The sequence below is a fragment of the Prauserella endophytica genome, assembly GCF_005146945.1.
In the GTDB taxonomy this organism is placed as follows: domain Bacteria; phylum Actinomycetota; class Actinomycetes; order Mycobacteriales; family Pseudonocardiaceae; genus Prauserella_A; species Prauserella_A endophytica.
The window spans coordinates 72,769-97,480 of record NZ_SWMS01000004.1; the positions used below are offsets into that span (position 1 = coordinate 72,769).

22 protein-coding genes and 1 pseudogene are annotated in these 24,712 nt (G+C 73.9%); 9 read left to right on the forward strand and 14 right to left on the reverse strand.

All coding sequences use genetic code 11. The features are described 5' to 3' along the window. Positions 1–14: 14 nt before the first annotated feature. The 5 genes and pseudogenes from FCN18_RS09520 to FCN18_RS40830 all read right to left on the reverse strand — a co-directional run. On the reverse strand, positions 15–1,667 hold the full coding sequence (locus FCN18_RS09520; RefSeq protein WP_137094512.1) for a right-handed parallel beta-helix repeat-containing protein: 1,653 nt from the start codon (positions 1,665–1,667) through the stop codon (positions 15–17). Continuing rightward, on the reverse strand, positions 1,664–2,365 hold the full coding sequence (locus tag FCN18_RS09525; protein ID WP_112271465.1) for a helix-turn-helix transcriptional regulator: 702 nt from the start codon (positions 2,363–2,365) through the stop codon (positions 1,664–1,666). Before FCN18_RS09525 ends, FCN18_RS09520 begins: the two co-directional genes overlap by 4 nt. After that, on the reverse strand, positions 2,362–3,624 hold the full coding sequence (locus tag FCN18_RS09530; RefSeq protein WP_206077852.1) for a type VII secretion protein EccE: 1,263 nt from the start codon (positions 3,622–3,624) through the stop codon (positions 2,362–2,364). Before FCN18_RS09530 ends, FCN18_RS09525 begins: the two co-directional genes overlap by 4 nt. Positions 3,625–3,635: 11 nt before the next feature. Beyond that, positions 3,636–4,682: an AAA family ATPase gene (locus FCN18_RS09535; protein WP_158303080.1), complete on the reverse strand. Its 1,047-nt coding sequence runs from the start codon at positions 4,680–4,682 to the stop codon at positions 3,636–3,638. 3 nt (positions 4,683–4,685) lie between these two features. Then, positions 4,686–5,352, reverse strand: a pseudogene (locus tag FCN18_RS40830) (AfsR/SARP family transcriptional regulator); the annotation flags it as partial. 35 nt (positions 5,353–5,387) lie between these two features. Here FCN18_RS40830 and FCN18_RS09545 point away from each other — a divergent pair. From FCN18_RS09545 to FCN18_RS09570, 6 genes are all read left to right on the forward strand, one after another. Continuing rightward, positions 5,388–6,074, forward strand: coding sequence for a response regulator transcription factor (locus tag FCN18_RS09545; protein ID WP_206077853.1), 687 nt, complete (start codon positions 5,388–5,390; stop codon positions 6,072–6,074). Further along, the gene (locus FCN18_RS09550) at positions 6,071–7,324 is read left to right on the forward strand and encodes a sensor histidine kinase (protein ID WP_112271469.1); all 1,254 of its coding nucleotides are present in this window, start codon (positions 6,071–6,073) and stop codon (positions 7,322–7,324) included. The genes FCN18_RS09545 and FCN18_RS09550 overlap by 4 nt, the downstream gene beginning before the upstream one ends. Before the next feature lie 75 nt (positions 7,325–7,399). Further along, on the forward strand, positions 7,400–9,298 hold the full coding sequence (locus FCN18_RS40525; RefSeq protein ID WP_267285359.1) for a fibronectin type III domain-containing protein: 1,899 nt from the start codon (positions 7,400–7,402) through the stop codon (positions 9,296–9,298). After that, the gene (locus tag FCN18_RS09560; RefSeq protein WP_112271473.1) at positions 9,295–10,251 is read left to right on the forward strand and encodes an AAA family ATPase; all 957 of its coding nucleotides are present in this window, start codon (positions 9,295–9,297) and stop codon (positions 10,249–10,251) included. The genes FCN18_RS40525 and FCN18_RS09560 overlap by 4 nt, the downstream gene beginning before the upstream one ends. A 6-nt stretch (positions 10,252–10,257) precedes the next feature. Beyond that, positions 10,258–11,394, forward strand: a complete 1,137-nt coding sequence (locus FCN18_RS09565) for a DUF58 domain-containing protein (protein WP_137094519.1) — start codon at positions 10,258–10,260, stop codon at positions 11,392–11,394. After that, on the forward strand, positions 11,391–13,523 hold the full coding sequence (locus tag FCN18_RS09570) for a transglutaminase domain-containing protein (protein WP_137094521.1): 2,133 nt from the start codon (positions 11,391–11,393) through the stop codon (positions 13,521–13,523). The genes FCN18_RS09565 and FCN18_RS09570 overlap by 4 nt, the downstream gene beginning before the upstream one ends. On the opposite strand, the gene FCN18_RS09575 is transcribed toward FCN18_RS09570, so the two are convergent. Further along, positions 13,520–14,911 carry a protein kinase domain-containing protein gene (locus FCN18_RS09575; protein WP_137094523.1) on the reverse strand — a complete coding sequence of 464 codons (1,392 nt, stop codon included), beginning with the start codon at positions 14,909–14,911 and terminating at the stop codon, positions 13,520–13,522. The genes FCN18_RS09570 and FCN18_RS09575 overlap by 4 nt on opposite strands. 157 nt (positions 14,912–15,068) lie before the next feature. Between FCN18_RS09575 and eccD the strand changes: the two genes are divergently transcribed. Continuing rightward, positions 15,069–16,451, forward strand: a complete 1,383-nt coding sequence (gene eccD, locus FCN18_RS09580; RefSeq protein WP_137094525.1) for a type VII secretion integral membrane protein EccD — start codon at positions 15,069–15,071, stop codon at positions 16,449–16,451. Between the two features lie 4 nt (positions 16,452–16,455). Further along, positions 16,456–17,859 (forward strand): type VII secretion protein EccB, encoded by a 1,404-nt coding sequence (gene eccB / locus FCN18_RS09585; RefSeq protein WP_113641590.1) that lies wholly within the window; start codon positions 16,456–16,458, stop codon positions 17,857–17,859. On the opposite strand, the gene FCN18_RS09590 is transcribed toward eccB, so the two are convergent. After that, on the reverse strand, positions 17,849–18,052 hold the full coding sequence (locus FCN18_RS09590) for a hypothetical protein (RefSeq protein ID WP_199542574.1): 204 nt from the start codon (positions 18,050–18,052) through the stop codon (positions 17,849–17,851). The genes eccB and FCN18_RS09590 overlap by 11 nt on opposite strands. On the opposite strand from FCN18_RS09590, the gene FCN18_RS39720 reads away from it, so the two are divergent. Further along, a complete protein-coding gene (locus FCN18_RS39720) occupies positions 18,032–18,199 on the forward strand; it encodes a hypothetical protein (RefSeq protein WP_199542572.1) in 168 nt (55 codons plus the stop codon). The genes FCN18_RS09590 and FCN18_RS39720 overlap by 21 nt on opposite strands. 149 nt (positions 18,200–18,348) lie before the next feature. On the opposite strand, the gene FCN18_RS09600 is transcribed toward FCN18_RS39720, so the two are convergent. The 7 genes from FCN18_RS09600 to FCN18_RS09630 form a co-directional block, all read right to left on the reverse strand. Next, positions 18,349–18,699, reverse strand: coding sequence for a GatB/YqeY domain-containing protein (locus FCN18_RS09600; protein WP_112271485.1), 351 nt, complete (start codon positions 18,697–18,699; stop codon positions 18,349–18,351). Positions 18,700–18,749: 50 nt separating this feature from the next. Then, entirely contained in the window at positions 18,750–20,036 is a 1,287-nt protein-coding gene (gene mycP, locus FCN18_RS09605) for a type VII secretion-associated serine protease mycosin (protein ID WP_137094528.1), read from the reverse strand. Positions 20,037–20,040: 4 nt separating this feature from the next. Then, entirely contained in the window at positions 20,041–20,379 is a 339-nt protein-coding gene (locus tag FCN18_RS09610; RefSeq protein WP_112271489.1) for a hypothetical protein, read from the reverse strand. Then, complete coding sequence (locus FCN18_RS09615) at positions 20,379–20,759, reverse strand: YbaB/EbfC family nucleoid-associated protein (protein WP_112271491.1); 381 nt, start codon at positions 20,757–20,759, stop codon at positions 20,379–20,381. Before FCN18_RS09615 ends, FCN18_RS09610 begins: the two co-directional genes overlap by 1 nt. Positions 20,760–20,788: 29 nt before the next feature. Further along, positions 20,789–21,325, reverse strand: a complete 537-nt coding sequence (locus FCN18_RS09620) for a hypothetical protein (RefSeq protein ID WP_137094530.1) — start codon at positions 21,323–21,325, stop codon at positions 20,789–20,791. Positions 21,326–21,337: 12 nt separating this feature from the next. Continuing rightward, entirely contained in the window at positions 21,338–23,017 is a 1,680-nt protein-coding gene (locus FCN18_RS39725) for a WXG100-like domain-containing protein (protein WP_206077854.1), read from the reverse strand. Positions 23,018–23,164: 147 nt separating this feature from the next. Then, positions 23,165–24,712, reverse strand: coding sequence for a DUF6973 domain-containing protein (locus FCN18_RS09630; RefSeq protein WP_137094532.1), 1,548 nt, complete (start codon positions 24,710–24,712; stop codon positions 23,165–23,167).

Sequence of the window (24,712 nt, forward strand, 5' to 3'; positions counted from 1 at the left end):
CCTTCACTGCGGTCTCAAGAGGACTGGATCGCGTTCAGGACGTCGTCGGCGCGCAGCTCCCTGAGCTCGGTCGCGTCCGGGATGCGGCCCAGCCTGCGCAGACGGCCCGACTGGGCTTTGCGCATCACCTCGAACAGCCGCCGCGCGTCGCGGGCGTTGCCGAATCCGGGATCTGCCGAGATCCGCCGGAAGTGCTCGGCGAGGGCGGGACCGGACTGCGGGTCCAGCTCGTAGTCGCCCGCCGTCACCATCCGGCCGATGATGCCCACCAGCTCCTCCGGCGTGTAGTTCTCGAACTCGATCGTCTTGGCGAACCGCGACGACAGGCCGGGGTTCGCGGCGAGAAACTGCCGCATCTCCGCGGTGTAGCCCGCGACGATCACCGCGATCTCCTCGCGGTGGTCCTCCATCAGCTTCACCAGGGTGTCGATGGCCTCCTGGCCGAAGTCGCCGCCGCTGCCCGACTGCCGGGACAGCGTGTAGGCCTCGTCGATGAACAGCACGCCGCCGAGGGACTCCTCGAACACCACCGCCGTCTTCTCAGCGGTGTGGCCGATGTACTGGCCGACCAGATCCCTTCGCGACACCTCGCGGAACCCGCCCTTCGGCAGCACACCGAGCTCGCGCAGGAGCTTGCCGTAGGTCCGCGCGACCGTGGTCTTACCGGTGCCCGGCGCGCCCGCGAAGATCAGATGATGGCTCAGCGCGCCGGTGGAAAGGCCCGCCCGCGAACGCCACGAGTTCACCTGGATCTCGTCGACCAGTGAACGCACCTCGGCCTTGACGCCGGGCAGCCCCACCATGCCGTCGAGGTCCGTGAGCAGGGCGTCCAGCGGGCTCGATCCACTGAGGACGCTCGTGGGCTCGGCCACGACCTCCGCGGTCGCCGCGGCGTCGAGCCGGATCGCGGGCTCGGCCGTGTTGTCGACGTCGCACGCCTCGATCAGGCCGCCGCAGTTCGGTCCCACGTCGATGCCCACGCCATGCGCGTCACGCACGGACGTCCGGCGCAGCACGGGTTCGCTGCGGTGGGCCACCACGATGCCGGCCTGGCCCGTGCGCGAGATCCGGCAGTTCTCCACGGTCGGCCGCGCGTGCTGGTAGACGTAGAGCCCGCGCTGCCCGCACCCGCTCACCGTGCACGAGCGCAGCACGGGGTCGGCGCCGAGCCCGACGATCAGCCCATCGGCGGCGACGTTGTCGATGGTGACGTTCTCCACCACGCCGGACGTGCCCTCCAGCACCAGCCCGTGCTCGGCCCCCGTGATGGTGACGTCCCTGATCGTCAGCGGGCCGGGGCCGCGCACCGTCACGGCGGGGCCCCGCTCCGCCGTCACGGTGGAGCCGGTCAGTGACAGCTCGGCGTTCTCGGCCTGCACGGCCGCCGTGTCCCCGGCGCGCACCGTGAGCCCGTGCACGGCGAGCCCGCCGCCGCGCGCGAGCAGCACCGGCACGTCGGCGCCGGTGCCGTCGAGCACCACCTCGGCGTCGTCGGCCGCGCGGAGGGTGAGCTCGCGGCCGACGAGCTCCAGCGTCTCCGCGTAGGTGCCGGCGGTGATCGAGACGCACGAGCCGTCGGGAGCGTCGAGCACGGCATCGCCGATGGTGGCGTAGGCGCCGTGCCTGCCCGGAGCCACGAGAACGGTGCGCCCGGTCGTGGTAGTCATCGGCTCGCCCCCTCGCTCAGCCAGCCGCGGTCGGCGGCCTTGACGCCCGCCTGGAACCGGCTGCGCGCGCCCAGGCGGTTCATGAGGCTCGACACCATGCGGCGCACGGTCCGCACGGACACGCCGAGCGCGGCCGCGGCCGACTCGTCGGTGCGGCCGTCGGCGAGCAGCGTGAGGAGCTCGCGGTCGCGGGCGGCCGGTCCGCCAGCCTGCGGTGGGTCGCCGGGGATCACCGGCACCGCCGAGGGCCAGAGGCGTTCGACCAGCTCCGTGACCGTCTCGACCACGCTCGGCAGCTGGAGCACGGCGAGGTCGTCGCCGCTCGGCAGTACGGCGACCGCGCGGTCCACCACCAGCGCCTCGATGGGCACCGCGGGCATCGTGCGGACCTCCGCGCCCGCCCGTGCGAGGTGTCCGAGCCGCCGCGCGGGTTCGGCCAGTGTGCGCGCGTGGTCGGGGAACAACACGCGGTAGCGCACCCCGCGCCGCAGGTTGGCGTGGTCGATCCGGCGGAACGTCGCGACCGGGTCGCCGGGCGTGCCGGACAGCGGGCTGACGACCAGCACCTCTCGCTGTGCCGAGGCCAGCTTCGCGGCCACCCGCGCGTGCCGCGACGCCAGCGGGCACGCCGACTGTCCACGGAGGACCGGAAGCCGGGGCGGCGCCTCGCGACGGTCGAGCGGGGACTGGGTGATCATGGGTTCCCTCCGATCGGCAACGACGCGGCCACGGCCGGTGCGTGCTGGTTGTCCATTCGTTCGAGCCGCAGTCCTGGCAGGTGCATCCGCAGCAGCCGCTCGGCGGCCGCGTCGGCCGCGGCGTCGGTGGTGGCCGCGATCCGCAGCACGGCGGCGTGCTCGGGCGCGGTGATCGCGATCGTGCAGGCGGTGCCGGGCACTGCGGCCAGCAACCGGTGCAGCGCCTGGATCCTGGCCTGCACCGGGCGTGCTCCGAGGCCGGTCAGCCGGATGCCGACCTGTGTGATCGGCCCTGCCCGCCAGTGCCGCCGCTCCTCGCGGATCGTGCCCCTTCCCGGGCCGGTGTGGGTGAGCGCGACCAGCGTCGAGAGCAGCTCGGGCTCGGTCAGCGCGGTCGCGCCGAGCCCGGCCCTGCGGAGCTTGCGGTGCAGCCTGCGCACGGTGTTGTTGAGCGCGACGAGCAGCTCGGCGTCGTCGGCGAAGTTCGGTTCGCGCAGTGCCCGCACGGCCAGCCACGCGCGGGTGTGGTCGGTCTGTTGCGGACCGCGGTGCAGCACGAGCTGCAGGCGGATCGCGGGCAGCGCGGGGGAGGGCTCACCGGTGTCCGCGAGCAGTGCCCCGGACAGCGCGAGCTGGGCGAGCACGGCCGGACCGGTGTCGACTGGGCGCAGCACGGCGACGAGCTCCTCGGTGCGGCTCACCACGCCCGAGGACGTCCCGGCGAGCTCGACGGTTCGCGCGGCCGAGCCGGGCGCGAGTGCCCGCAGCAGCAGGTGACCGGCCTCGGCGTCGGGCAGGTCGCGCTGACGCCGCCGGAGCAGCAACCGCGCCCGCTCGGTCAGCTCCTCGGAGAGCCAGCGGCCCCGGTACCGCAGCGCGGTCCACGACAGCAGTGTCGCCGAGGCCAGCAGCAGTGCCGTCACCACCGGCCATGGCCTGCCGATCGCGAGGAACGCCAGCACGAGCGCGAGCTGCCAGCACACGATGCGCAGCACGGGCAGGTCGAGGGACTCCCGCTGCCGAGGCCGCTCCCGCGGTGGTTCGGCGGGAAGTCCGGTGTGGACGGTCTCCGGTGCCGGGGAGTCGTTCCGGGTCTGGGGCCGCCGCTCGGTCTTCGGCTGTGGTGTGGAGGGGCGCGGTCGCGCCGCGACGGTCCGCGTGGCCGCCGCGACGGTCGCGACGGGCCGCGCGGCGGCACCCGGAGCGGCCACCGGCCGGGCCTCCGCGGCGACGGACTGCTGTTGCTGCTGCGCGGTCATGGCCGGTTCCCTCACGCCACCCGCACCGCGGGGGTGCCGAGACCGGCCGGTGCGCAGGTCCGGCAGCGTGCGTAGTGGCGAACGAGCCGGTGACCGCGGTAGCGCTCACCCGGCAGCGCGTCGAGCAGGCTCACGTCCACGAGTGCCTCCAGGGTGGGTCGCACGGCTTCTGCCGTGCTGCCGAGCGCGCGGGCCGCGGTGGTCAGGCCGAACTCGTCGGGCAGCTCGCCGAGCGCGGACAGCGCCGCGCGCACGGCCGAGGGCAGCGCCGCGAGGACACTCGCCAGCGCGCGCCGGTAACCGCAGGCCAGCACCCGGCACGCGCCGCCGCGGAACTCGTGGGCGAGCGAGCTCGGTGTCCACTCGGGACGCGTGTGCAGCTTTGCCGCCACGTCCCGCAACGCCGCCGGTATCCCACCGCACTGGCGGACGATCGACCCGACGGACCCGGTCACGTCGTCGCGGGCGAACCCCTCCGGTGCCGCCGCGTGGAAGAACGCCGCCGCGTCCTGCTCTCCGAACGGGCGCAGGCCGATCCGGACGGCGCCGTCGACGTGCCAGTCCCGGTGGCGGGTGGTGACGAGCGTCAGGCTGGAGCTGCCCGAGGGCAGCAGCGGTTCGACCTGGCCGCCGCCCTCGGCGTCGTCGAGCACCAGCAGCACCCGGCGTCCCGCCAGCTCCGAGCGCCACAGCGCGGCCAGCTCGCCCGGAGCGGCCCCGGTGCCGGGGGTGCCGATGCCGCGCAGCAGCCGGGCGAGCACGTCGGCCGGGTCCCGATACGCGCGCAGGTCCACGAAGAACTGACCGTCGGGAAACGCGTCGGCAAGGCCGTGTGCCGCGTGCACCGCGAGGGCGGTCTTGCCGACACCGGCAAGGCCGTCCACCAGCACCACACCGTCGCGTGCCCGGCGGATCGTGGCGAGTTCGGCCGCGCGGCCGGTGAAGTGTGCCGGGTCGCGGGGCATCTCCCGGCGCGGCCCGCAGGTCTCGCCGCTCGCGTCCCGGTACGCCGAGGCGAGCGCCCGGCCTGGACGCACCCCGAGCTCGGTGGCCAGCACGTGCCTCGCCCTGCCGTACGCGCGCAACGCCTCCGCGCCTGCCCAGCGCGTGCAGTGCGCGCACCAGGCTCGCCCATGGCCCTTCGCGCAACGGATCGTCCTCGGTGAGCGCCTTGAGGGTGTGCACGGCCTCGGCGGTGCGGCCGAGCGCGAGCTGCGCCTCGGCGAGCTCCTCACGCAGCTGGTGCCGCAGCTCGACGAGCCTGCCCACCTCGCAGTCGGCACCCGCGACGCCCTCGAAGGGCTGTCCTCGCCACAACGCGAGCGCCGCCTCGAACGCGCCGACCGCGGCCGTCAGCTCACCGGTCTCGGCCGCCGCCCTTGCCGCGGCGGCGTGCTCGGCGGCCCGGTGCGCGTCCACCTCTCCCTGCCGCAGGCGCAGCCGGTACCGGCCCGGCGCGCTCTCGATCCTCGGCTCGCCTTCGTCGGGGACGAGCACGGGCAGCAGCCGCCGCAGCCGCCACACGTATGTCTTCAGGTTCGCCTCGGCGGAGGCGGGCGGCGCGGCCGCTTCGTGCCATGTCGCGTCGATCAGCTCGGCGCTGCTGACCCACGCGTTAGGGTGCAGCAACAGCGTCGCCAGCACGGTCGCGGCCTTGCCGTGGCCGAGCCGGTGTACCTCGCCGTCGCGGCCGTGCACCTCCAACGGCCCCAGAACACGGAAGAGCATGGCAGCAACGATCGCGGCACGAACATGAGGTTCCGATGACAGCGACAGCACGAGTGCTGGTGGTCGAGGACAACGAGGACCTGCGCGTGGCGGTGACCACCGAGCTCGCGGCCCATGGCTTCCTGGTCGACGAGGCTGAGGACCTGGCGACGGCCGACGCCGTGCTCACCGGTGCCGACCACGACTGCGTGGTGTTCGACCGGATGCTGCCGGACGGTGACGCCGCCACGTACGTCTACCAGCGCAGGCAGCGGGGCTGGGCGGTGCCCGTGCTGTTCCTGACCGCGCGCGACACCGTCGCCGACCGCGTCGCGGGCTTCGAGCACGGCGGCGACGACTACCTGGTGAAACCGTTTGCGGTCGCCGAGATGACCGCCAGGGTCTCCGCGCTGTGCCGCCGTTCCGCGGACCGGCGGCCGCCGGTGCTGCACCACGCCGATCTCGAGCTCGACAGCGCACGCAGGCAGGTCCGCAGGGCGGGTGTCCTGCTCACGTTGAGCGACAAGGAGTTCGCCGTCCTTGAGTACCTGATGGCGCGCCCCGAACAGGCCGTCACCCGCACCGAGCTGATCGAGCACTGCTGGGACACCAGCGCCGACCCGATGTCCAACGTGGTCGACGTCGTGGTGCGCAGGCTCAGGGCGAAGCTACGGGAACCGGAGCTGATCCACACGGTGCGCGGCGTCGGGTACCGCCTCGACGGTGGGCGGAGTGGTTCATGAACGGCTCGGCCGCGGCTCGGCTGCGCCGGTTGCGCTGGCTGCTCACCGTCCTGTTCACGGTGCTCAACGCCGCCGGACTGATCGTGCTGGCGTGGCTGCTCGTCGACCAGGACAGGGAGCAGGGCGAGCTGCGCATGGACGCCTCCCTGAAGGAGGTCACCGCGGCGGTGTCCCGGCTGGTCCAGTCCAGCGGGGACGGCACCGTCGTCACGGCGTTCATCGGCCAGGACCAGATCGACACGAGCTGCCCCGAGTTCGCCGTGCTTCCGGCGGGGGCCGGTGAGTTCGACCCGCACTTCAGCAGGCGGGACTGCGCCCCGGTGGACCGCGGCTACCTGCACGGCCTGGCGGAGGACTCGACCGCGAGCGGGAGGGAGATCCAGGGGTACGTGCCCAGCACCGAGGACGGCCTCGTGCGCGTGGTCACCAAGCCGTTCCTCAACGCCGCGGGCCAGTACGCGGGCGCGATCGTCGCCGTGAGCGACCCGACGGCGGAGCTCGACCGGCACAGCGCCTTCGTGTGGTGGGTGATCGGCGGCTGCGCGCTGGCGGTGGCCGTGGTCGGTGTGGCAGGCCACCTGCTGTCCGGCCGCGCGATCCGGCCAGCCGCCGCGGCACTCGAACAGCAGGAGGTGCTGCTCGCCGAGACGGCGCACGACCTGCGCACGCCCGTCGCGGCACTGCGCGCGTTGGCGGAGACGGCGATGCGCAACCCGGCGGACCGGCCGGACCTGCTGCCGCGCACGGTGCGCCTCGCCGCGCGGATGGGCTCGATCATCGACGACCTGCTCGTGCGCGCCCGGCTCGCGGCAGGCGTGGAGACGCTCGCGATCCAGCCCGTGTGGCTGGACCAGCTCGTCACCGGTGTGGTGCAGGAGACCCCCGCAAACGGAGCGCAGGTCACCGTCACCACGGCCCCGTCCGCCGTGTACGCCGACCCGAACCTCGTGCAACGCGCGGTCGGCAACCTTCTCGACAACGCGCTGCGCTACGGCCGCCAGCCGGGCTCACCGGCGATCGTGCACATCACCGTCGCGGGCGGCCGGGTGACGGTGGCCGACCACGGCCCCGGAATCGACGCCTCGGTGGCGGAGGAGAGCTTCGACCGGTTCACCAGCGGGGCCGGGTCCAGTGGGCTGGGCCTTTCGATCGTGCGCTGGACGGCGCAGGCACACGGCGGTTACCTGCGGGTTTACAACGCCGAGGAGGGCGGCGCGATCTTCGAACTGTCCTTCCCGCTCGCCCAGTAGCGGGGGCTGCGCCGTCCGGGTCCGTTGTACCTGATGTTGACCCGGCGTGTACCGGCGTGTCCTATGCTCCCCTCTGTGACTGGGAGGAAGCTGTGGCATCGCCTGCCGATGGCACTGCTGGTCGCCGCCTGCGCCGCCACCGTGACGATCGCGATCTCCGGGGCGGCCCAGTCACCGCGCGGTCTGGACTTCGCGCCCGCGGGGCACTGGGTCGTGAACCCCGAGCTGGACGTCGTCTTCCACGTCAACGGCGCGGCCAAGTCCGTGGACGCGCAGGCGAACATGCCGCTAGACCCCGGCGACCTCGTCTACCAGGGGGACACCAGCGCGTACGTCGTCGGGCAGGCGCGGATCAGGGAGTTCGGCAAGTCCACCCTGGAGGTCGAGCGCACCATCAACGCCCCGACGGGTGAGCAGCCGGTCGGCGTGGAGGCGCCCGGCGGTCCCTACCTCGTCTACCGCGAGGCGGGCACCGTGGTGCGGCTCGGCGAGCGGCCGGCCACGATCCGCGCGGGTGAGGGTCTCGGCGACCCTGTCGTGACGCCCGACGGCACGCTCTGGCTGCACCGGCAGGCCTCCGGGGTGCTGTGCAAGCTGCCCAGGGACGCCGACCAGGTGTCGTGCCCCACCGTGACGCCGCCGGGCCACAGCGGAGAGCTGACCGTCGTGGGCGAGCAGGTCGCGTTCGTGGACACCACCCAGGACACCGTGCGGGCGGTTTCGGACGGACGGCTCGGCGACCCCGTGAACGTCGGCGTTGACCTCCCCGGCACGGCCCAGGTCGCCACGGCGGACGCCGGCGGGCGCATTCCCATCCTCGACCCCGCCGAGGACAAGCTGCACCTCATGGACGGCCGCGGCCTCACCACGCCGGGGGCGGACACGAGGCCCGTGACGGTCGAGCTGCCCGACGGCGAGTACGCCGCCCCGGAGTCGAGCGGTTCCTCTGTGGTGCTGCTCGACCTCGAGGGCAACACCGTGCGGACCTACGGCAACGACGGCAGGCCGCAGGAGGTCACGCCCGTCGCGCCCGAGACGGGGGAGCCGAGGCTGACCCGGGGGCAGGACGCCCGTGTGTACGTCGACGGCGACAAGGGCGGGCACGTCATGGTCGTCGACGACGGCGGCTCGGTGAGCCAGGTGCCGCTGGTCGGGGAGGAGGACCGGGGCGACCGGCCGCCGCAGGGCCCGCCACCCGAGCGGACCCCCGAACCCCCACCCTCGCGGCCGGACCGGCCGAGCCCGCCGCCGTCCCAGCCAGCGACACCGGACCCGGGCCCGGTGCTGGCCGAGCCCGCTGACACCGTCGACCCGGTGCCGCAGGGCCGGCAGGTGGAACCGCCGCCCGCGCAGCCGCCGGCCCAGCCGCCACCCCCTCCACCGCCTCCGCCACCACCGCCGCCTCCGGCCCCGGCAACCCCGCCGGGCATCGCGCCGAACGTGGCGGCGACCCTGCAGGGCGACGCCGTGCAGGTCACGTGGGGAGCGGCCGCCGACAACGGCGCCCCCGTGACGGCGTACCACGTGTCATGGCAGCCTGGCGCAGGCGCCCAGACGGTGCCGGGCGGTGCGCGCTCGACCGTCCTCACCGGACTGCAGAAGGGCACGAGCTACACGATCACGGTCGCGGCCGAGAACAGCGCCGGGCGCGGACCAGGGGCCAGCACGACGATCGCCATCCCCGGGCCGTCGATCACGATCTCGCGGGGCGAGGCCAGTGAGTACGACGGCTGCGGCCCGCCGTGCTACAAGATCCGGGTCGAGGCGACCGGGCTGGAGCCCAACACGTTCTACGACTTCGAGGTCGACTCCAACCATCCAACGTGGAACAACCCCGGCTCCGGCTGGGAAACCGACGAGAACGGCAACGCTGTGTTCGAAAACATCGACTTCGGTGAGCCCGGCTACGAGGTCTGGGTGTTCATCTCGGAGCTGAACGTCGTGTCCAACCGCCTGCTCTGGCCCGAAGGATGAGCGCACGGGCGGGAGAGGTCGCCAGGCTGATCACCGACAACGTGCAGCAGGTGATCCGCGGCAAGCCGGAGCTGGTGCGCCTGGCCGTGGCCGCGCTGCTGGCCGAGGGGCACCTGCTGATCGAGGACGTGCCCGGCCTCGGCAAGACCACGCTGGCTCGCTGCCTCGCCCGCAGCATCGGCGGTGAGTGGAACCGCATCCAGTTCACCCCCGACCTGCTGCCGGGCGACATCACCGGCGTCACGGTGTACCACCAGAAGGAAGAACAGTTCACGTTCCACCGCGGTGCGGTGTTCGCCAACATCGTGGTGGCGGACGAGGTCAACCGCGGTACGCCGAAGACGCAGTCGGCGCTGCTCGAGGTGATGTCGGAGCGGCAGGTGACCGTCGACGCCGTCACGCACGAGGTGCCGCGTCCGTTCCTGGTGGTCGCCACACAGAACCCGATCGAGATGGAAGGCACCTACCGCCTGCCCGAGGCGCAGCTCGACCGGTTCCTGATGCGCCTGTCGGTGGGCTACCCGGACGTCGCGTCCGAGGTGCTGGTCGTGATGAGCGACTGCGCCGGCGTCAGGGCCGAGGACCTGCCCACGGTGGTCGACATGGCGACCCTGCGCACGGCCATCGAGGAGGTCCGCCGTTCGTACATCGACCGCGCGGTCGTCGAGTACGCGGCCCGGCTCGCCGCGGCGACGCGCGACCACGCGGCCGTGCGGTTCGGCGCGAGCCCCCGTGGCAGCATCGCGCTGGTCCGCACCGGGCAGGCGCTCGCCGCGATGGCCGGGCGCGGGTTCGTCACCCCGGACGACATCAAGGACGTCGCCAAGCCGGTGCTCGCCCACCGCCTGATCCTGACCGCGGAGGCCGAGCTCAACCAGCGCGGCGCCGACGAGATCATCGACGAGGTGCTGGCGGCCACCCCCGCGCCCGCGATCAACGTGGCCGCCAGGTAGCAGCCCGTGCGTCCCACCCGGCGCGGAAGCGTGGTGTTCGTCCTCGCGGTGCTGCTGGTCGCGTTCGGACAGTGGGCCGGGCAGCCGCTGCTGCGCGCGCTTGGCGGGATCCTGCTGGCCGCGGTGCTCGCCGCCGTCGCCGTGACCGCGCGACCCGTGCGGGTGGTGGTGACGCGATCGGTCTATCCGGACCGGGTGGAGCGAGGCAGGCCCGTGCTGGCGCGGCTGCGCGTGCGCAACCCGGCGACGAGGCGGCAGTCGCCGTTCCTCGCCACGGACCGGGCTGGCGGCACGGCGCAGACCGTGCGGATCCGCGCGCTGCCGCCGTCGGCGGAGGCGACCTACCACTACGAGCTGACGATCTCCACGCGCGGCAAGGCCACCGTCGGACCGCTGCTGCTGCACCGGGCCGACCCGTTCGGGCTCGCCACCAACCGGCTGCCCACCGGGGAGACCGCGACGTTGTGGGTGCACCCCCGGCAGTACCCGTCGAGGGCGCTCGTGGGGGCGCACCCCAGGCACCACCACGAGGGCGCCATCACCGACGACCCGCTGCGCGGCTCGATGGACCTGCGCGACGTGCGCGAGTACGTACCAGGCGACGAGGTGCGGCACCTGCACTGGAAGGCCACCGCCCGCACGGGGCGGCTCATGGTGCGCGATCTGGCCGACCCGCAACAGCCGAGGTTCACGGTGCTGCTGGACACACGGGCGGGCTCGATGCCCCCGCCCGCGTTCGAGGAGGCCGTCGACCTCGCGGCGTCCCTGCTCGGTGCCTCTGCGAGGGAAGGCCAGCACAGCAGGCTCGTCACCTCCTCAGGGCTCGACGTGCCGACCCCCGGCGGCAGCCAGGCGGCCCGCACACTGCTCGACGAGCTGTGCCTGGTGCACCCACACGGCGGCGACGAGTCGCTGGTGCCCGCCGCGCTCGCCGCGAGCCGCGGGTTCGGCGGCTGCCTCGTGGTGGTCACGGCGGCGGATGCGGAGGTGACGTCGCTGGCGTGGCTGCGCAGCAGATACTCCACGATCTTCGTGTTCGCGATCGGCGCCGGAGGCGGGGCGGGGGCGGTCGCCGGGGCGCGCGTGCTCGTCGCCGAGGGCGCCGAGCACGCGGTGCGGCGGTGGAACGAGGTGATCGGATGACGGGGGAGCGGGTGCTGCCGACGGCCTGCGCGGTGTTGGCCGCAGTGGTCGCCGGGCTGTTGTTCGCGCCCGTCTTCGGTGTGCCCGCGCTGCTGTTGCCGCTGCTGGCCCCCGCCGCGGTGGTGCTCGCGGTCGCCGTGCTCGCCTCGCGCCGGGAGGGGCTGGTGCCGTGGCGGCCGGTGCTGACGCTGCTCGCGGGCCTGCTCGCGATCGTGGAGATCCTGTTGTTCCCCACCACGGCGGCGGGCATCCCGACCGGCGAGACGATCCGGGCGCTGTCCTCGGGGGCGACGGACTCGTGGCGGCTCGCGCTGCAGTCGACGTGGCCCGCGCAGCCCGATCCCGCGCTCCTGCTGTTCGTGCCGCTGCTGACGCTGATCGCGTGCGTGCTCGGGGTCGAACTGCTGCACCGGTGGGGCGCGCTGCCCGCGCTGGTGCCGAGCTTCGCGGTGGTGGTGCTGAGCCAGTTCTACAGCGCGCTCGGCGGGATCGCGGCCACGGTCGCCGCGCTCACCTACGCCGCGGCGGCCGGGGCGCTGCTCGCCGCCACGCGGGCCGACCGCGTCGCCGAGGACCGGCGCGGGCCCTCCGCGGTGCTGCTCGCCGCTCCGGCGGTGACGCTCGCGATCGTCGGTGCGCTCGTCGGCGGCATGCTGCTGCCCTCGGGCGAGCCGAGGTACACGTTCCAGGACGAGGAGTTCGCCCCGCTCGCCGAGAGCAGCCTCACCAACCCGCTGGACGAGCTGTCCGACCGGCTGTCGCATCCGGACACCCCGGTGTTCACTGTGGACGGTGACGCGGGCGTGGACCGGTGGCCGGTGGTGGTGCTGTCCGAGTTCGACGGCGTCAACTGGACCCCTGGCAACCGGTACCGCAGGCTCGGCGAGACCCTCCCACCCGGCGACGAGATCACCGTGGACGTCGAGCGCAGGAGCGCCGAGATCCGCGACGTCCGGCTCGAAGGGCCGTGGCTGCCGAGCCAGTCGCTTCCCGCCGGGGTCGACGGCGTCGACCCGCTCGTGGAGGAGCGGCAGGGCTCGCTGCTGGTGCCGCGGACCGGGACGCCGGGGGAGTACTCGCTCAGCTGGTGGGAGCCGCGGGTCGCGCGGGACGCCTTCCGGGGCGCAGCCGTCGACCGGTCGCTGGCCGCCGAGCTCGGCGGGGTCGGGCAGGTGCCGCCGGGCATCGTCGAGCTGGCCGACCGGGCCGCCCCGGCGCGGCCGACGTTCCAGACCGCGCTGGCGCTGGAACGGTTCCTGCGCGAGGAGTACCGGCTGGCCACGGGGCAGAACCTGCCCACCGGTCACTCGTGGCCGCAGCTTGAGGAGTTCCTGCTGGAGACCCGGCGCGGCACCAGCGAGCAGTTCGCGGCCGCCTACGTCGCGCTGGCCCGCATCAAGGGCATTCCCGCACGGCTTGTCGTCGGTTTCCGGGCCCCCGCCGAGCGCGAGGCCGACGGGAGCTACACGGTGCGCAACGGTGACGCGCTGGCGTGGCCGGAGGTCGCCGTCGAGGGCGTGGGCTGGGTGCGGCTTGACCCGAGCGGCACGGCCGCCGCGCAGGGTGCCGGACCCAGCCGGGGAGTGGCGGCCGCCGCCGAGGAGGCGCGCGAGGAACTGCCGCCGTCGGACGAGCTGCGGGACGCACCGGTCGCGCCGGAACCGGCCGCGCTGGAGACCGGCACGGCGAGCGGCTGGTCGTCCTTCCCGTTCTGGACCCTGCTCGCGGTGCCCGCCCTCGCGGCGCTGCTGTGGGCGGTGGGCGTGCCGCTCGCGAAGGCGCTGCGCGCGCGGCGGCGCAGACGGCGGCCCGGCGCGGGTGCCGTGGTCGGCGCATGGGAGGAGGCGCGCGACCGGCTGCGTGCCTACGGCGTTCCCGTGTCCGCGGGGATGACGGTGCGCGATCTGACGAGCGCGGTCGCTGTCACCGACGGCGCGACGGTGGACGGCCTGCGCGCGCTGGGCGCCACGGTGGACTTCGCGCTGTGGTCGGGATCCGGCCCCGGCCCGGACAGCGGGCGGCACGCGTGGGCCGCGGTCAGGACCGTGCGCAAGGGGCTCGCCCGGCGTGGCCTGCGCGCACGCATCCGGGCGGCGCTGAACCCGCGCCCGTTACGGGCACCCCGTTAACCGGTGCAGGTGGCTTCCCGGATCGGTTTGGCCTGGGTCTCGTAGAAGCCGGCGCTGTTCGCGCCCTGGACCCGGAAGCAGTACTTGAGCACTGGGTCGATCTTCAGGCGGTACTCGGTCTGCCGCTGCACGAAGATCGTCTCGTTCGGCTGCCCCTCGGCGGCGACCACCACGGCGAAGTCGAGTGGCTCGCTGCTGCGCCAGGACAGCTCCACGTAGTCGCCCTTGTCCACGGGATCGTGGAGCTCGATGCGCACGGGCGGGGCGCTGGGCGCGGCGGGGGTGGTTCCCTCCGCGCGAGGGGGCGTTTCGGGCACGTCGAGCTTCGCCGGCTGGTTCAGCAGCAGGACCACCACGGCGACGGCGAGCACGGACAGCGCGCCCACGGCGGCGACGATCAGGCCCGCGCGCGGCTTGCCCTTCGGCCGGTCCTGCGGGCCGTACTGCACCAGCAGCTCACCCCTCGGCAACGGCGGAGGCGGCACGGGCGGCCGCGCGGGGGCGTAGGGCTGGGGCTCGGGGTACGGCTGGGGCTGCGGGGCGGGATTGGCCGGCACGGCGCCGCCGAAGTCGTCGAACACCGGCTGCGCCTGCGCGGGGCCGATCATGCCGCCGATGCGGGCTGCCACGGTCGCCGCGTCGAGGGGGCGGGCGTCGGGGTTCTTCGCCAGCAGCGCCGAGACGAGCTGCGCGAGCCCCGGCGGGAGGTCACCGCGTTCCAGCGGCGGCACCTCGCTGCTGAGCGCGCGCAGCAGCCGCTCGTCAACCTGCTCGCCGGGGCGCCCCTCGTGCGGCGACGAGCCCGACAGCGCGAAGTACAGCACCGCGCCGAGCCCGTACAGGTCGGTCCGCTCGTCCCTGGTGCCGTCCCGGACGGTCTCCGGCGCAAGGAAGCCGACTCCCGCGGTGACGTCGCCGGGGAACGCACGACGCAACGTCAGGCCGAAATCGGCGAGCACCGGTTCCCCCGAGGGCCGGAAAAGCACGTTGCCGGGAGTGACGCCGCCGTGCACGAGCCCTGCCGCGTGCGCCACCGCGAGCGCGTTGGCGAGCGCGCCCCCGAGCGCGAGCGCGTCGGGGATGGTGAGTGGTCCGAACGAGGAGACGAGCTCGGGCAGCGACTGGGCGCACAGCTCCATCCGCAGCGCGGCGCGGCCGTCGGGCAGCTCCTCGACGCCGTCGGCGACGAGCACGTTCGCACTGGCGCGCAGCTCCCGCAGCTTGCGCAGCTCGGTGTCCAGCTCGCCGCGGGTGCGCCGGTCGATGGGTCCGGGGTAGGCCTTCAGCGCGAACCCGGCGCTGCCCTCCGGGTCGACCCCGGCCAGCACCGTGGCGACCGGACCCTCGCCGAGAGGAACCAGCTCGTCGTGTCCGGAAAGTGTCGTCATCGCGGTAGTCATTCTGACGCCATCCCGTCGTGTCCGGTAGTTGCCGGGTCCGTTCCCCTGTCTCGCTCGGGCGCTCATCGTAGGTAGCGACAGATCGGGAACGGGGCGCGACGGCCGCATGCTGCCGTCCACCGGGCAGGGCCGAAGGGACACGCGGATGACGACGACGAACCTCGTGCGGGTGACCATCGACGCACCGGCTCGCCGCATCGACCTCGCGCTGCCGGAGCGCTCATCGGTCGCCGAGATCCTGCCGGGGCTGCTGCGGCGCGCGGGCGAGAGCCTGCCCGACGACGGCGTCACCGAGGGCGGCTGGCTGCTGCGCCGCGCCGACGGCACGGCACTGGAGCTGGGGCGCTCGCTGGGCACGTACGGGATCAGGGACGGCGAGGTGCTGCACCTCGTGTCGCGCCGCCTGCACTGGCCCGAGCTGGAGTACGACGACCTCGCCGACACCATCGCGAAGGGCGCCGGGCGCACGGGCCGCCCGTGGGGTCCCGCGCACACGCGCGCCGCGGGGCTGCTGACCGGCGCGTTCGCCGCCCTGCTCGCGTTGCTGGCCGTGGTGCGGGCCGGTCCGCCGTGGACCACGCCGGCGTTGGCCGCTCTGGGGTTCTGCGCGCTGCTGCTCGCGGCAGGCACGGTGCTGGCCCGTGCGCTGGGCGACGCGGGCGCGGGGGCGGTGGTCGCGGCGCTGGCGCTGCCGTTCGGCTTCGCCGGTGGTGCGCTGCTGCTCGCGGACGGGCCGCCGCTCGCGGGGTTCGGCGCGCCGCACGTGCTCGCGGGCTCCTCGGCGCTGCTCGTGGCCTCGGCCCTCGGCTACCTCGGCGTCGTCGAGCGCGCCGAGGTGTTCATCGGCGGAGTCACCGCCGGCCTGCTGGGCACGCTCGCGTCGTGGCTCGCGACCATGGACTCGCTGGACGGCGTGGACGGCGCCGCGGTGGCGGTCGTGGTGGTGCTGCTGTTCTCGCCGCTGCTCGGCCCGCTGACGATCCGGCTCGGCCGGGTGCCGATGCCGGTGCTGCCGCGCAGCACCGCCGATCTCGTGCGCGACGACCCGCAGCCGCCACGGCACGCGGTCTACGCCGCCGTGCTGCGCGCGGACCAGTTGCTGACCGGCATGATCGGCGGCGCGACGACGGTCGCCGTGCTCTGCCTCTTCCTCGTGGCGAGCGAGGCGAGCACGTCGGTGATCGTGCTGCTGTGCGTGCTGGCGGCCGGTTTCTGCCTGCGGGCCCGGATCTACCCGGCGCTGCGGCACCGGGCGCCGTTGCTGCTCACCGGGGTGGCCAGCGCGGGCGCACTCGCCGTCGGCCCCGTGATGGCGAACGCGGGCGTGCTGCTCGCGATCACGGCACCCGCGCTGCTCGCCGTCGGCGGCCTGGCCGTGCTCGCCGGACTCGGTCACAGCAGGCGATCGCCCAGCCCGTTCTTCGGCCGGGCCGCCGAGCTGCTGGAGGTGGCGATCGTGCTGGCGTGCGTGCCGGTGCTGTGCGCGGTGCTGGGTTTGTACGGGCTCGTGCGCGGACTCGGGGGCTGAGGCCGTGGCGTCCAAACGCGACCTGCTGCAGGCACACCAGTTCCTCGCCCAGCGGGCGATCTCGGCGCTGGTCACGAGGGAACCCGACCCCGAGCAGCCGCCGTTTCGCCGTCCCGGCGGAGCCGCGATCGGCAGCATCGTGGTGGCCGTGCTGGTGCTGGCCGGGTTCTGGGTGTACGGGCTGATCAACCCGGGCGGCAACACGTCGTGGCGGGACCGGCCCTCGGTGATCGTGGCGAAGGAGACCGGCACGCAGTACGTCTATCTGGACGGGGTGCTGCACCCGGTCGAGAACTACACCTCCGCGCTGCTCGCACTCGGCGAGCATGCCGAGACCGTGTCGGTGTCGAGCGACTCGCTGGCGGGCGTCCCCCGTGGACCACGTATCGGCATCGACGACGCGCCGGACACCCTCGTGGCGCGGGACAAGCTGCTCGCCGGAGGCTGGAGCCTGTGCTCCCGGCCCGTGCCCGACGCAGCCGGGTCCACTGTGGACGAGTCGGTGCTGCTGGTCGGCACGGGCGCGCGGGGCGGTACCCCGCTCACCGGTTCCGCTCTGCTCGTGGAGGTGCCTGCCAGCGGCGACCAGTACCTGATCGCGGACGGCCACCGGCACCTGATCCGGCAGTCGGACACGGTCGCCGTGGGCCTCGCGCTGCAGTCGGAGCCCAAGGCCAGGACGGGAATGCCGCTGGTGGACGTGCTGCCCTCGGGGGAGCCGATCGCGCCGATCCGGCTCGGTGACGTGGGCGCGCCGTCGTCCGCTGTGCCGGGGCGCGGCGACATCCGGGTGGGTCAGCTGCTCGTCATGGAGACCTCCGGGAGCAGCGAGCACTACCTCGCCGAGGCCGACCGGCTCCGGCCGATCTCCCCGCTGCAGTACGACATCCAGCGCGCCGACCCCGAGAGCAGGCGGGCGTACGGGGGCGAGCAGCCGGTCGGGGTCGCGCTCGGCCCGGCCGAGGTCGCCGAGGCCCGTGTGGCGCCGGCCGAGGAGCCCGGACCTGGTGCGGCGCCCGGCGAGCGGCCGCGCTTCGCCGAGGGGGGCACGATCTGCGCCATGTACGAACCGGGCGCGGCCGTGCCGGTGGTGCACGTGGATCCCCGGATCCCCGACCTGCCGACCGTGGCCACGCCTCGGCGCTCGGAGGCCGGGATGCCGCTGGCCGACCGCGTGCACGTCGAACCGGGCCGGGCGGCGCTGGTGGAGGTGATGCCGAGCGCCGAGGCGTACGCGGGCACGCTCGTGCTGGTGACCGACCAGGGCAGGGCGTACCCGCTCGCCGGTGCGGCGGTGCTGGACGTGCTGGGCTACGGCGGCGCGCAGCCCGTGCGGCTGCCCGCGGGGATCGTCAGCCGGGTGCCGATGGGCAGTGGTCTGGACCCGGCGACCGCGCTCAGCGGCTGACCGCCGATCGGAGCCGTTCGAGGTGCGCGCGGTGTGCGACCATCAGCTCGTCGAGCTTGTCCCGGGTCTCCATGAGCTCGGCGATGTGCGCGGAGAGCCGGTCGCGTTCCCTGGCCATGCGCTCCAGCGCGGCGTCGGAGTTCGTCTCACTCGGCGAATCGAGCTGGCCCGCTTGGACCTGGCCTACGTCCACCTCGAGGCCACCACGGACGAGGACGTGCTGCTGGGCCTGCGCCGGGCGTGGCCGGGAACCCTCGTCATGAGCCCGTCGCCGCCGATGGGTCCGAAGCAGACCGGACGGGCCGACGCGGACCATTGCTCGGGCTGGGCGCCGAGCTGATCAGCTTCGGCCGCGCGTTCCTCGCCAATCCGGACCTCGTCGAGCGGCTGCGCAACGCGCTCCCGCTCGCTCCCGTCGACGAGGCCACGTACTGCGTGGGCGGCGACGCGGGCTACCTGACCTACCCCGCCTACCAGTACAACAGTGCCCTAGTCGAGGTGCCGGTTGAGGACATCGGCCTCGGCGCGGAGCCGGTGCGCGTGGTCCGCGCGGCCGAGTTGCTCGTACTCGGCCGCGGCCGCCAGGCGTTCGCGCACCTCCCGCTCCAGGATCGCGCGCAGGTCGGCGGCGGTCAGCTCGCGGCGTCGCGCCTCGGCGGAGCCCAGCCCCGCGGTCGCTCCGGCGACGTGCTCGCTGCCGGCGACCGATGCGGAGGTCTCCCCGACGGGGAGCGCCTCGGCGTTGTCGATCGCCGCGAGTGCGGAGCGGAGCGCCGTGATGGCCGCCTTGTCCCTGGATTTGAGCGCTGCCTTGAGATCGGCACGCAAGCCTGCCCGCATGGGCGGGAAGCCTAGGCGGGGGCGGTGACGTGCGGCAACGGAGTTTCCCGTCAGGTTTCGGCAGGTGGGGGCGGCACCAGGAACATCTCGTCGGGCAGGTCGTCGCGGACGGGCTCGGCGGGCGGGAGCGCCGCGCGACGCGGCCGCCAGCGCGTGCGGCGGCCACGAACCAGCACCACCGCCGCCAGCGCGCCCAGCACCGCGGTCGTCACGGTGAGGATCGCGACCAGGCGCGCGTTGGAGGTGCTGTCCTCCCACCATGTGGCGAGCCGCACCTCGTCGGGGTCCGGCACGGGCCGCTCCACGGCAGGCAGGGCGGCGGGCTCCTCAGTGGACAGTCCGTCGGTCAGCGCCCGGTACGGGTTGACCATCCCGGCTCCGTAGGCGGCGCTGTCCCGGCCGCCCGGCGCCGGGGTCGCGGTGGCGAGGACGCGCCGCACGACCTCCTCGGCGGACAGGCCCGGCCACTTCGAGCGCACCAGCGCCGCGGTCGCCGACACGAACGGTGCCGCGTAGCTCGTGCCGTCCCGGTACCCGTGCCCGCCCGCTCGCATCGTGGAGAGCACGCCGCCGCCCGGCGCCACCAGGTCCACCTGCGGCCCGATCTGCGAGCTGGGCAGCCGGTTGCCCGCCATGTCCACGGCGCCGACGCCGAGCACCCCGTCGTAGCCCGCGGGGTAGGTGGGCCCGCCCGGCGCCGCGCCCTCCTGCGCGTTCCCGGCGGCGGCCACCACGACCACGTCCTTGTTCACGGCGTGCCGGATCGCGTCACGCACGTAGTGGTTGTCGAGTCCGCCCGCGACGGACAGGTTGATCACGTCTGCGCCGTGGTCGGCCGCGTACCAGATGCCCCTGGCGAGCACCTCGGGGTCGATGGCCTGCGCGGCGCCGTCGGTGGTGTCGCTCTCGCTGACGCGCACCGGCAGGATCGTCGCGTCCGGGGCGAGCCCGGCGAACCCGATGCCGGGAGTGGGCGCGGCGGCGATGATTCCGGCGACCCCCGTGCCGTGTGAGACGCAGTCGAAGCTGCCCGGCAGGTCGCCGACGAGGAAGAAGTCCTGGCCGCGCTGGACCTTCCCCGGCTGCCGCAGCTGCGGGTGGTCGGAGTCCACCCCGGAGTCGATCACGGCGACCACCACCCCGGCGCCGGTGCCGTGCCGCCGCACCGCCTGCGCGTCGAGCGTCCGCTGGGCCCACGGCAGCTCGGTGACCACGGGGCTCGCGGGCTCCGTCCTGCCGCACGCCCCCGGTGGTGGCGCGGCCGTGGCCATCCCGGGGTTCCCGCCGACGGCCGCCGCCGCGAGCGCGACGACCGCCGCGACCAACCTGGCTTTCATGGTGCTACGCGGAGGTTTCCCGGTGATCGGTACCGGTCAGCCGGTTCACCGAGGTGGTGCCCTGACTCTCCGCGGCGACATAGTCGTTGACGCAGCCCATCGCGTCGTCGCACAGCCCGCCGTAAGCGCCGGGGATGGCGTCGGCCCTGGCGGTCAGCTGCTCCGCGAGCGGCAGGTAACGCTCCAGGAACGCCTGCGCCAGCGAGTCACCGCCGATCCCGGCCTGCCCCGCCTGGATGGCCCGCTTGTGGTTCTCCCACGCGCTGCCGAAGTCCTCGCCCGCTGCGCGTAGCCGGTTGATGCCCCGTGTCACGGCGTCCGGGTCCATGTCGTAGTCGGCCATCACAACTCTCCCTTGATCTTCCTGTCGAGCTGGTGCAAGAAGGGTCCGGTGTGGACGTCCGTCTCCTGGAACTTCGCGTTCGGTGGGAGGTACTGCTTCGTGATCTCGAACAGCTGTTCCTGCGACTGCGTCACCGCTTCCCTGATCGTGTCCACGATGGACGCGGCGAGCGCCTTCGAGTCGGTGGTCCGGTAGATCCTCGGGTCCAGGTACAGCTCGCTCAGCTCGCCGCGGCCCACCACCGTGGCGCTGATGAGCCCGTCAGGCGAGTCGGCGGTCGCCTCGATGTCCGCAATCCGCTGCCTGATCCGGAGCAGGTCGTCGCGCAGCCGTTCGTAGTCAGCCTTGCGCGCGGCTGGGTCGATCGTCGGCCGTACCATGTGGCCTCCTTGGTCTTTTCCGTGGTGACTCAGGTGTTCTCGCCGGGCGCCACCGCCCGGGTGTGCCGGGGGACCGGCCGCTCCTCCGGGCGCGGGGCGGGCTGCGCGGCCTCGCCGGTCGCCAGCCGGACCGTGCCGAGGAACCGCTGGAAGTCGCCCACCAGAGCCTCTACGTGGTCCCTGCTCGTGGTGAGCACGATCCGCAGTACCGCGCGCTTCCGGCTGTCCTCGACGTCGACCATCGCGAGGAACGCCTGGCACTGCACGGTTTCCGGCCCGACGAGCAGGATCTGTGCGAGCCCAGGTGAGTCCGGCGTGCCGACCTCCGTCCGGCTCAGCACCTCGACGCGGGCGCCGGACCGCCGCAGCATCGCGATGGCGTGGTCGGCGATCTCGGGCAGCCCGGTCTCGCCGGCCATCAGCTCGCCCGCGGCCGTGATGGTCGCGGCTTGCTCGGGGTGCACCGCGGCGACCACGCCGTCGGGCGTCTCGGCCTCCCGTGCACTCGGGGCCCGCCAGCCATCCGGTATCACGAACTCGATGGGAAAGGGCATTGTCGTGGTCATGACCGGTCTCCGTCAGAAGTAGTTGGCGTAGGGCGACACGGGGCCGGGGTTGCGGAAGCCCTCGGCGATGGCCGAACCGACGTCCTTCAGGGTCTGGGTGGCCTTCTGCGGGTCGATCACGATCTGTCCCTCCAGCTTCCCGCCGATCCCGAGCGCGGCGCCGACCTTGCCGCCGATCACCCATTTGTCGCCCTGCTTGCCCGCGGTGAAGCCGCCGTCGAGCCCGATCCCGACCCGCGCCTCGGCCTTGCCGCCTGCGCCGATGCCGCCGTAGTCGGCGAACCCGCTCACGTTCGCCTTGGCTCCGGCGAAGGCGCCCGCCTCGGCACCGAAGAACCGCCCGCCGACGTCGAGTGACGCTTCGGCCTCGCCTCCTGCCAGCGCCTCCGCCCTGACTCGCGCCGAGGCGTCCCCGACATCGGTGCGCGTGGCCACCGAACCCCCGGCGCCCCAGGCCGCCTTGCCTTCGAACCGGCCTGCCTGCGGGGTCGGCGTGTCCAGCCACTCGGTGTACAGCGACCCGTCCTGCGGCAACCCCGTGCTGTGCCAGCCCGTGACCTCGGCCTCGAACTTGGCGGGCACGTCCTTGCCCGCGATCTCGAGCTCGCGCATCCCGGAGTCGACCTTGAACGACGCGTCCCGCACGGCGTCGTAGTTTCGCTCCAGTTGCCCGTCGCTCAGCCTGCTGCGGTCGATCTGGTCGCCCGTCTTGTTGGCGCCGAACAGTTTCTCGCCTGCCGGGCCGCGCAGCTGGCCCTTCTTGTCGCCCAGCTCGATGTCGAGCCGGTGGGGTATCTCCTGCGGCGGCTTCTCGTGCTGGACCGGGCTGACGTTCCAGCCCTCGAAAGCGCCGCGGACCTGTTCCTTCGCCTGCTCCGTCATCGCCTGGCCGCGGGCGACGAGGTCCCGCACCACCCGCTCCTCGGCGAAGGCGGCTTCACCGGGCGGCATCGTCCGGCTCAGGTCGAAGATCGGGCGGCCGTCCTCGATCTCGGCCAGCCGGCCATCCCTGAGCGCGTCCACGGTGTCGGCGCCCTTTGCGAGACCGTCACCGAGCTTGGTCATCTCCTCCCCGACGGCTCTGGTCCGCTCGGCCTCGGCGGTCGCCTGCTCGCCGAACTGCTGCCCCGGACGGCCACGCCAGTCGGGACCGGCGGCGTGGGCGACCTTCAGCGCCTCGTCGGCGGCCTGCTGTCCCTGGGCTCCGGTCTGCTTCAGCCCGTCGGCCGCGGCGCGGAGCGCCGTCGGGTCCGTCTCGGGTAGTGGGGCTTCGGCGAGCACACGGTCCTTGAGCTCGTCACCACTGGCCTGGTTCCCGTCCTGCGGCGCGGGCCGGCCCTGCTCGCCGGGCGCGGGTTGCTGACCGGGCGCCGCCGGTGGGCCGGGGTCCGTCTCTCCGGGTGCCTCGCCCGGTGCGGCGTCGGCCTCGCCGCCGTCCGGTGCGGGCTCCCCGGGTTCGGCGTCCGCCGGTGCGGTCTCGGCGGGAGGCTGCTCGGCGGACGGCTCCTCCGCCGGTGGCTGTTCGGCGGGCGGTTGTTCCGCGGGAGGCTGCTCTGCCGGTGGCTGTTCGGCGGGCGGTTGTTCCGCGGGAGGCTGCTCTGCCGGTGGCTGCTCCGCGGGAGCCGGTTCGGCGGGCGGCTCCTCCGCCGGTGGGGCCGGGGCGCCACCGGTGCCCCCTGCTTCCTCGGCCATCTCGGTACTCCCTGGGACAGTCGATCACCTGAGCCGAACCCCAGTGTTGTGGTGGCACGCGCGATGCGGCGGCCGGTGGCCTGTTCTGGCCAGCCGATCTCGGCCTTCACGTCATCGCGGGCAATCCGCCGAGGGTGCGGTGAACCGTCATCGCGGCACCGGGAAGTCCTCGGCGCCTCCACTGGGCACGAGCCGGGTGTAGTCCCCGTTGAACACCACGAGCTTCCCCTCGCGCACGGCCCGCTCGATGGCCCCGCGAAGCACGTCGTCCGGGGCATCGGGGCCCAGGCTTTCGGCGATCTGCCTGCCGATCTGGTTGTTGTACAGATCCATCGCCTCCGCCCGTGCCTCGAACATCGGGTCCTGCTCGGGGTCGTCGGGGCGCCGCTCGTGGCCGGTGCCGACCCTCGCGGCCGACGACTCGCCGAACGCGTTGGTCATCAGCGCGTTCCAGTAGGCGTGCCGGAACGCGTCGCGGTGGTTGTTGCCGGTGCCGCTCCGGCCTCCCAGCGGGCCCTCGTCGCCGTCCGGGTCGGGGAACACCCGCAGGGGAGCGTTGGAGGCCGTGTCCTCCATCAGCAGGTGCCGTGCCGGATCGCCGCCCTCCAGGCTCGCCAGCGCTTCGCTCCACGTGAACGTGTGGCCTCCGGCCTGGATCGGCGGAAGCCAGTCGTCCTCGACCTGGTAGTCGCGTAGCAGGTCCTCATCGGACGGTGGGGCCGGGAGGTTCGCGACGGGGTCGTCCTGCCCGGCCTTTTCCAAGGCGTTCTGGGCCTCGGTCAGGTTCCGCGCCGCCTGCTGAACGGTTCCGGAGGCCGCCTCGTAGAGGTCGGGCTTGCCGGGTTCGGCGGGCCCGTCCGGCTCGGTGACCCCTTCCCACGCCTGTCGGATACTCGCCTGCGCGGCGGTGTGGTTCTGCCGGGTCGCCTCCGCGGTCGAGGCGGTGACCTGCGTTTCGGCGACCTCTCTTTCGCCGTTGGGCAACAACGTGCGCGCGAGCTGCCAGTCGCCCTCGCCCCGCGTGAGCAGGTCCTCGTCAGTGAGCCTTGCCTGGTCGGCGTGGTCCGCGCTCACCCTCGCCGCGTTGGCCACCGACTTGGCAAGCTCGCCCGTCGCCCTGCCGTTCGCGGTCAGCTCGGCCGCGCGGCGTCCCGCCTCGTCGGCCGGTGCGCCTCTCCAGCCCTGCTCGGTGGCCGCCCACGCGCGTGTGCCCTCCTCGGTGGCGGTGGTCACGCGCTCGCCCGCCTTGTCCAGCTCGTCGGCCACCGCGCGCATCCCATCGCCCGACGCGACGGGCGGCTCCTGCGCGTGGACCGCCTCGCGGAACTCGCTGGGCGCCTCATCGGCTTGCGGTCCCGTGTGCTGCTCGGTGGGTTCCCCTTCGGTCCGTTCTTCGCCGGGTCGCCCGGCTTCGGCGGGTGGTGTCGCGGACCCGGCGGAACCTTCCCGCTCGGCCGATGCTTCCTGCTCTGCCGGAGTCTGTCCGGCTGGCGCGTCCTGCTCCGCGGGCGCCTCGGGCGCGGGCTGTTCGGCGGATGCGGGCCGCTCGGCGGGCGCCTCGGGTGCGGGCTGCTCGGCGGGTGCGGACTCGGGCGCCGGTGCCTCGCCGCCGGGTGCGGACTCGGGCGCCGGTGCCTCGCCGCCGGGTGCGGACTCGGGCGCCGGTGCCTCGCCGCCGGGTGCTTCCTCGGCCAT

Coding starts and splice junctions, on each gene's coding strand:
- FCN18_RS09520 (WP_137094512.1), bottom strand. CDS start 1,667: ATGACTACCACGACCGGGCGCACCGTTCTCGTGGCTCCGGGCAGGCAC.
- FCN18_RS09525 (WP_112271465.1), bottom strand. CDS start 2,365: ATGATCACCCAGTCCCCGCTCGACCGTCGCGAGGCGCCGCCCCGGCTT.
- FCN18_RS09530 (WP_206077852.1), bottom strand. CDS start 3,624: ATGACCGCGCAGCAGCAACAGCAGTCCGTCGCCGCGGAGGCCCGGCCG.
- FCN18_RS09545 (WP_206077853.1), top strand. CDS start 5,388: ATGACAGCGACAGCACGAGTGCTGGTGGTCGAGGACAACGAGGACCTG.
- FCN18_RS09550 (WP_112271469.1), top strand. CDS start 6,071: ATGAACGGCTCGGCCGCGGCTCGGCTGCGCCGGTTGCGCTGGCTGCTC.
- FCN18_RS09560 (WP_112271473.1), top strand. CDS start 9,295: ATGAGCGCACGGGCGGGAGAGGTCGCCAGGCTGATCACCGACAACGTG.
- FCN18_RS09570 (WP_137094521.1), top strand. CDS start 11,391: ATGACGGGGGAGCGGGTGCTGCCGACGGCCTGCGCGGTGTTGGCCGCA.
- FCN18_RS09575 (WP_137094523.1), bottom strand. CDS start 14,911: ATGACGACACTTTCCGGACACGACGAGCTGGTTCCTCTCGGCGAGGGT.
- eccD (WP_137094525.1), top strand. CDS start 15,069: ATGACGACGACGAACCTCGTGCGGGTGACCATCGACGCACCGGCTCGC.
- FCN18_RS09600 (WP_112271485.1), bottom strand. CDS start 18,699: ATGCGGGCAGGCTTGCGTGCCGATCTCAAGGCAGCGCTCAAATCCAGG.
- mycP (WP_137094528.1), bottom strand. CDS start 20,036: ATGAAAGCCAGGTTGGTCGCGGCGGTCGTCGCGCTCGCGGCGGCGGCC.
- FCN18_RS09610 (WP_112271489.1), bottom strand. CDS start 20,379: ATGGCCGACTACGACATGGACCCGGACGCCGTGACACGGGGCATCAAC.
- FCN18_RS09615 (WP_112271491.1), bottom strand. CDS start 20,759: ATGGTACGGCCGACGATCGACCCAGCCGCGCGCAAGGCTGACTACGAA.
- FCN18_RS09620 (WP_137094530.1), bottom strand. CDS start 21,325: ATGACCACGACAATGCCCTTTCCCATCGAGTTCGTGATACCGGATGGC.
- FCN18_RS39725 (WP_206077854.1), bottom strand. CDS start 23,017: ATGGCCGAGGAAGCAGGGGGCACCGGTGGCGCCCCGGCCCCACCGGCG.
- FCN18_RS09630 (WP_137094532.1), bottom strand. CDS start 24,712: ATGGCCGAGGAAGCACCCGGCGGCGAGGCACCGGCGCCCGAGTCCGCA.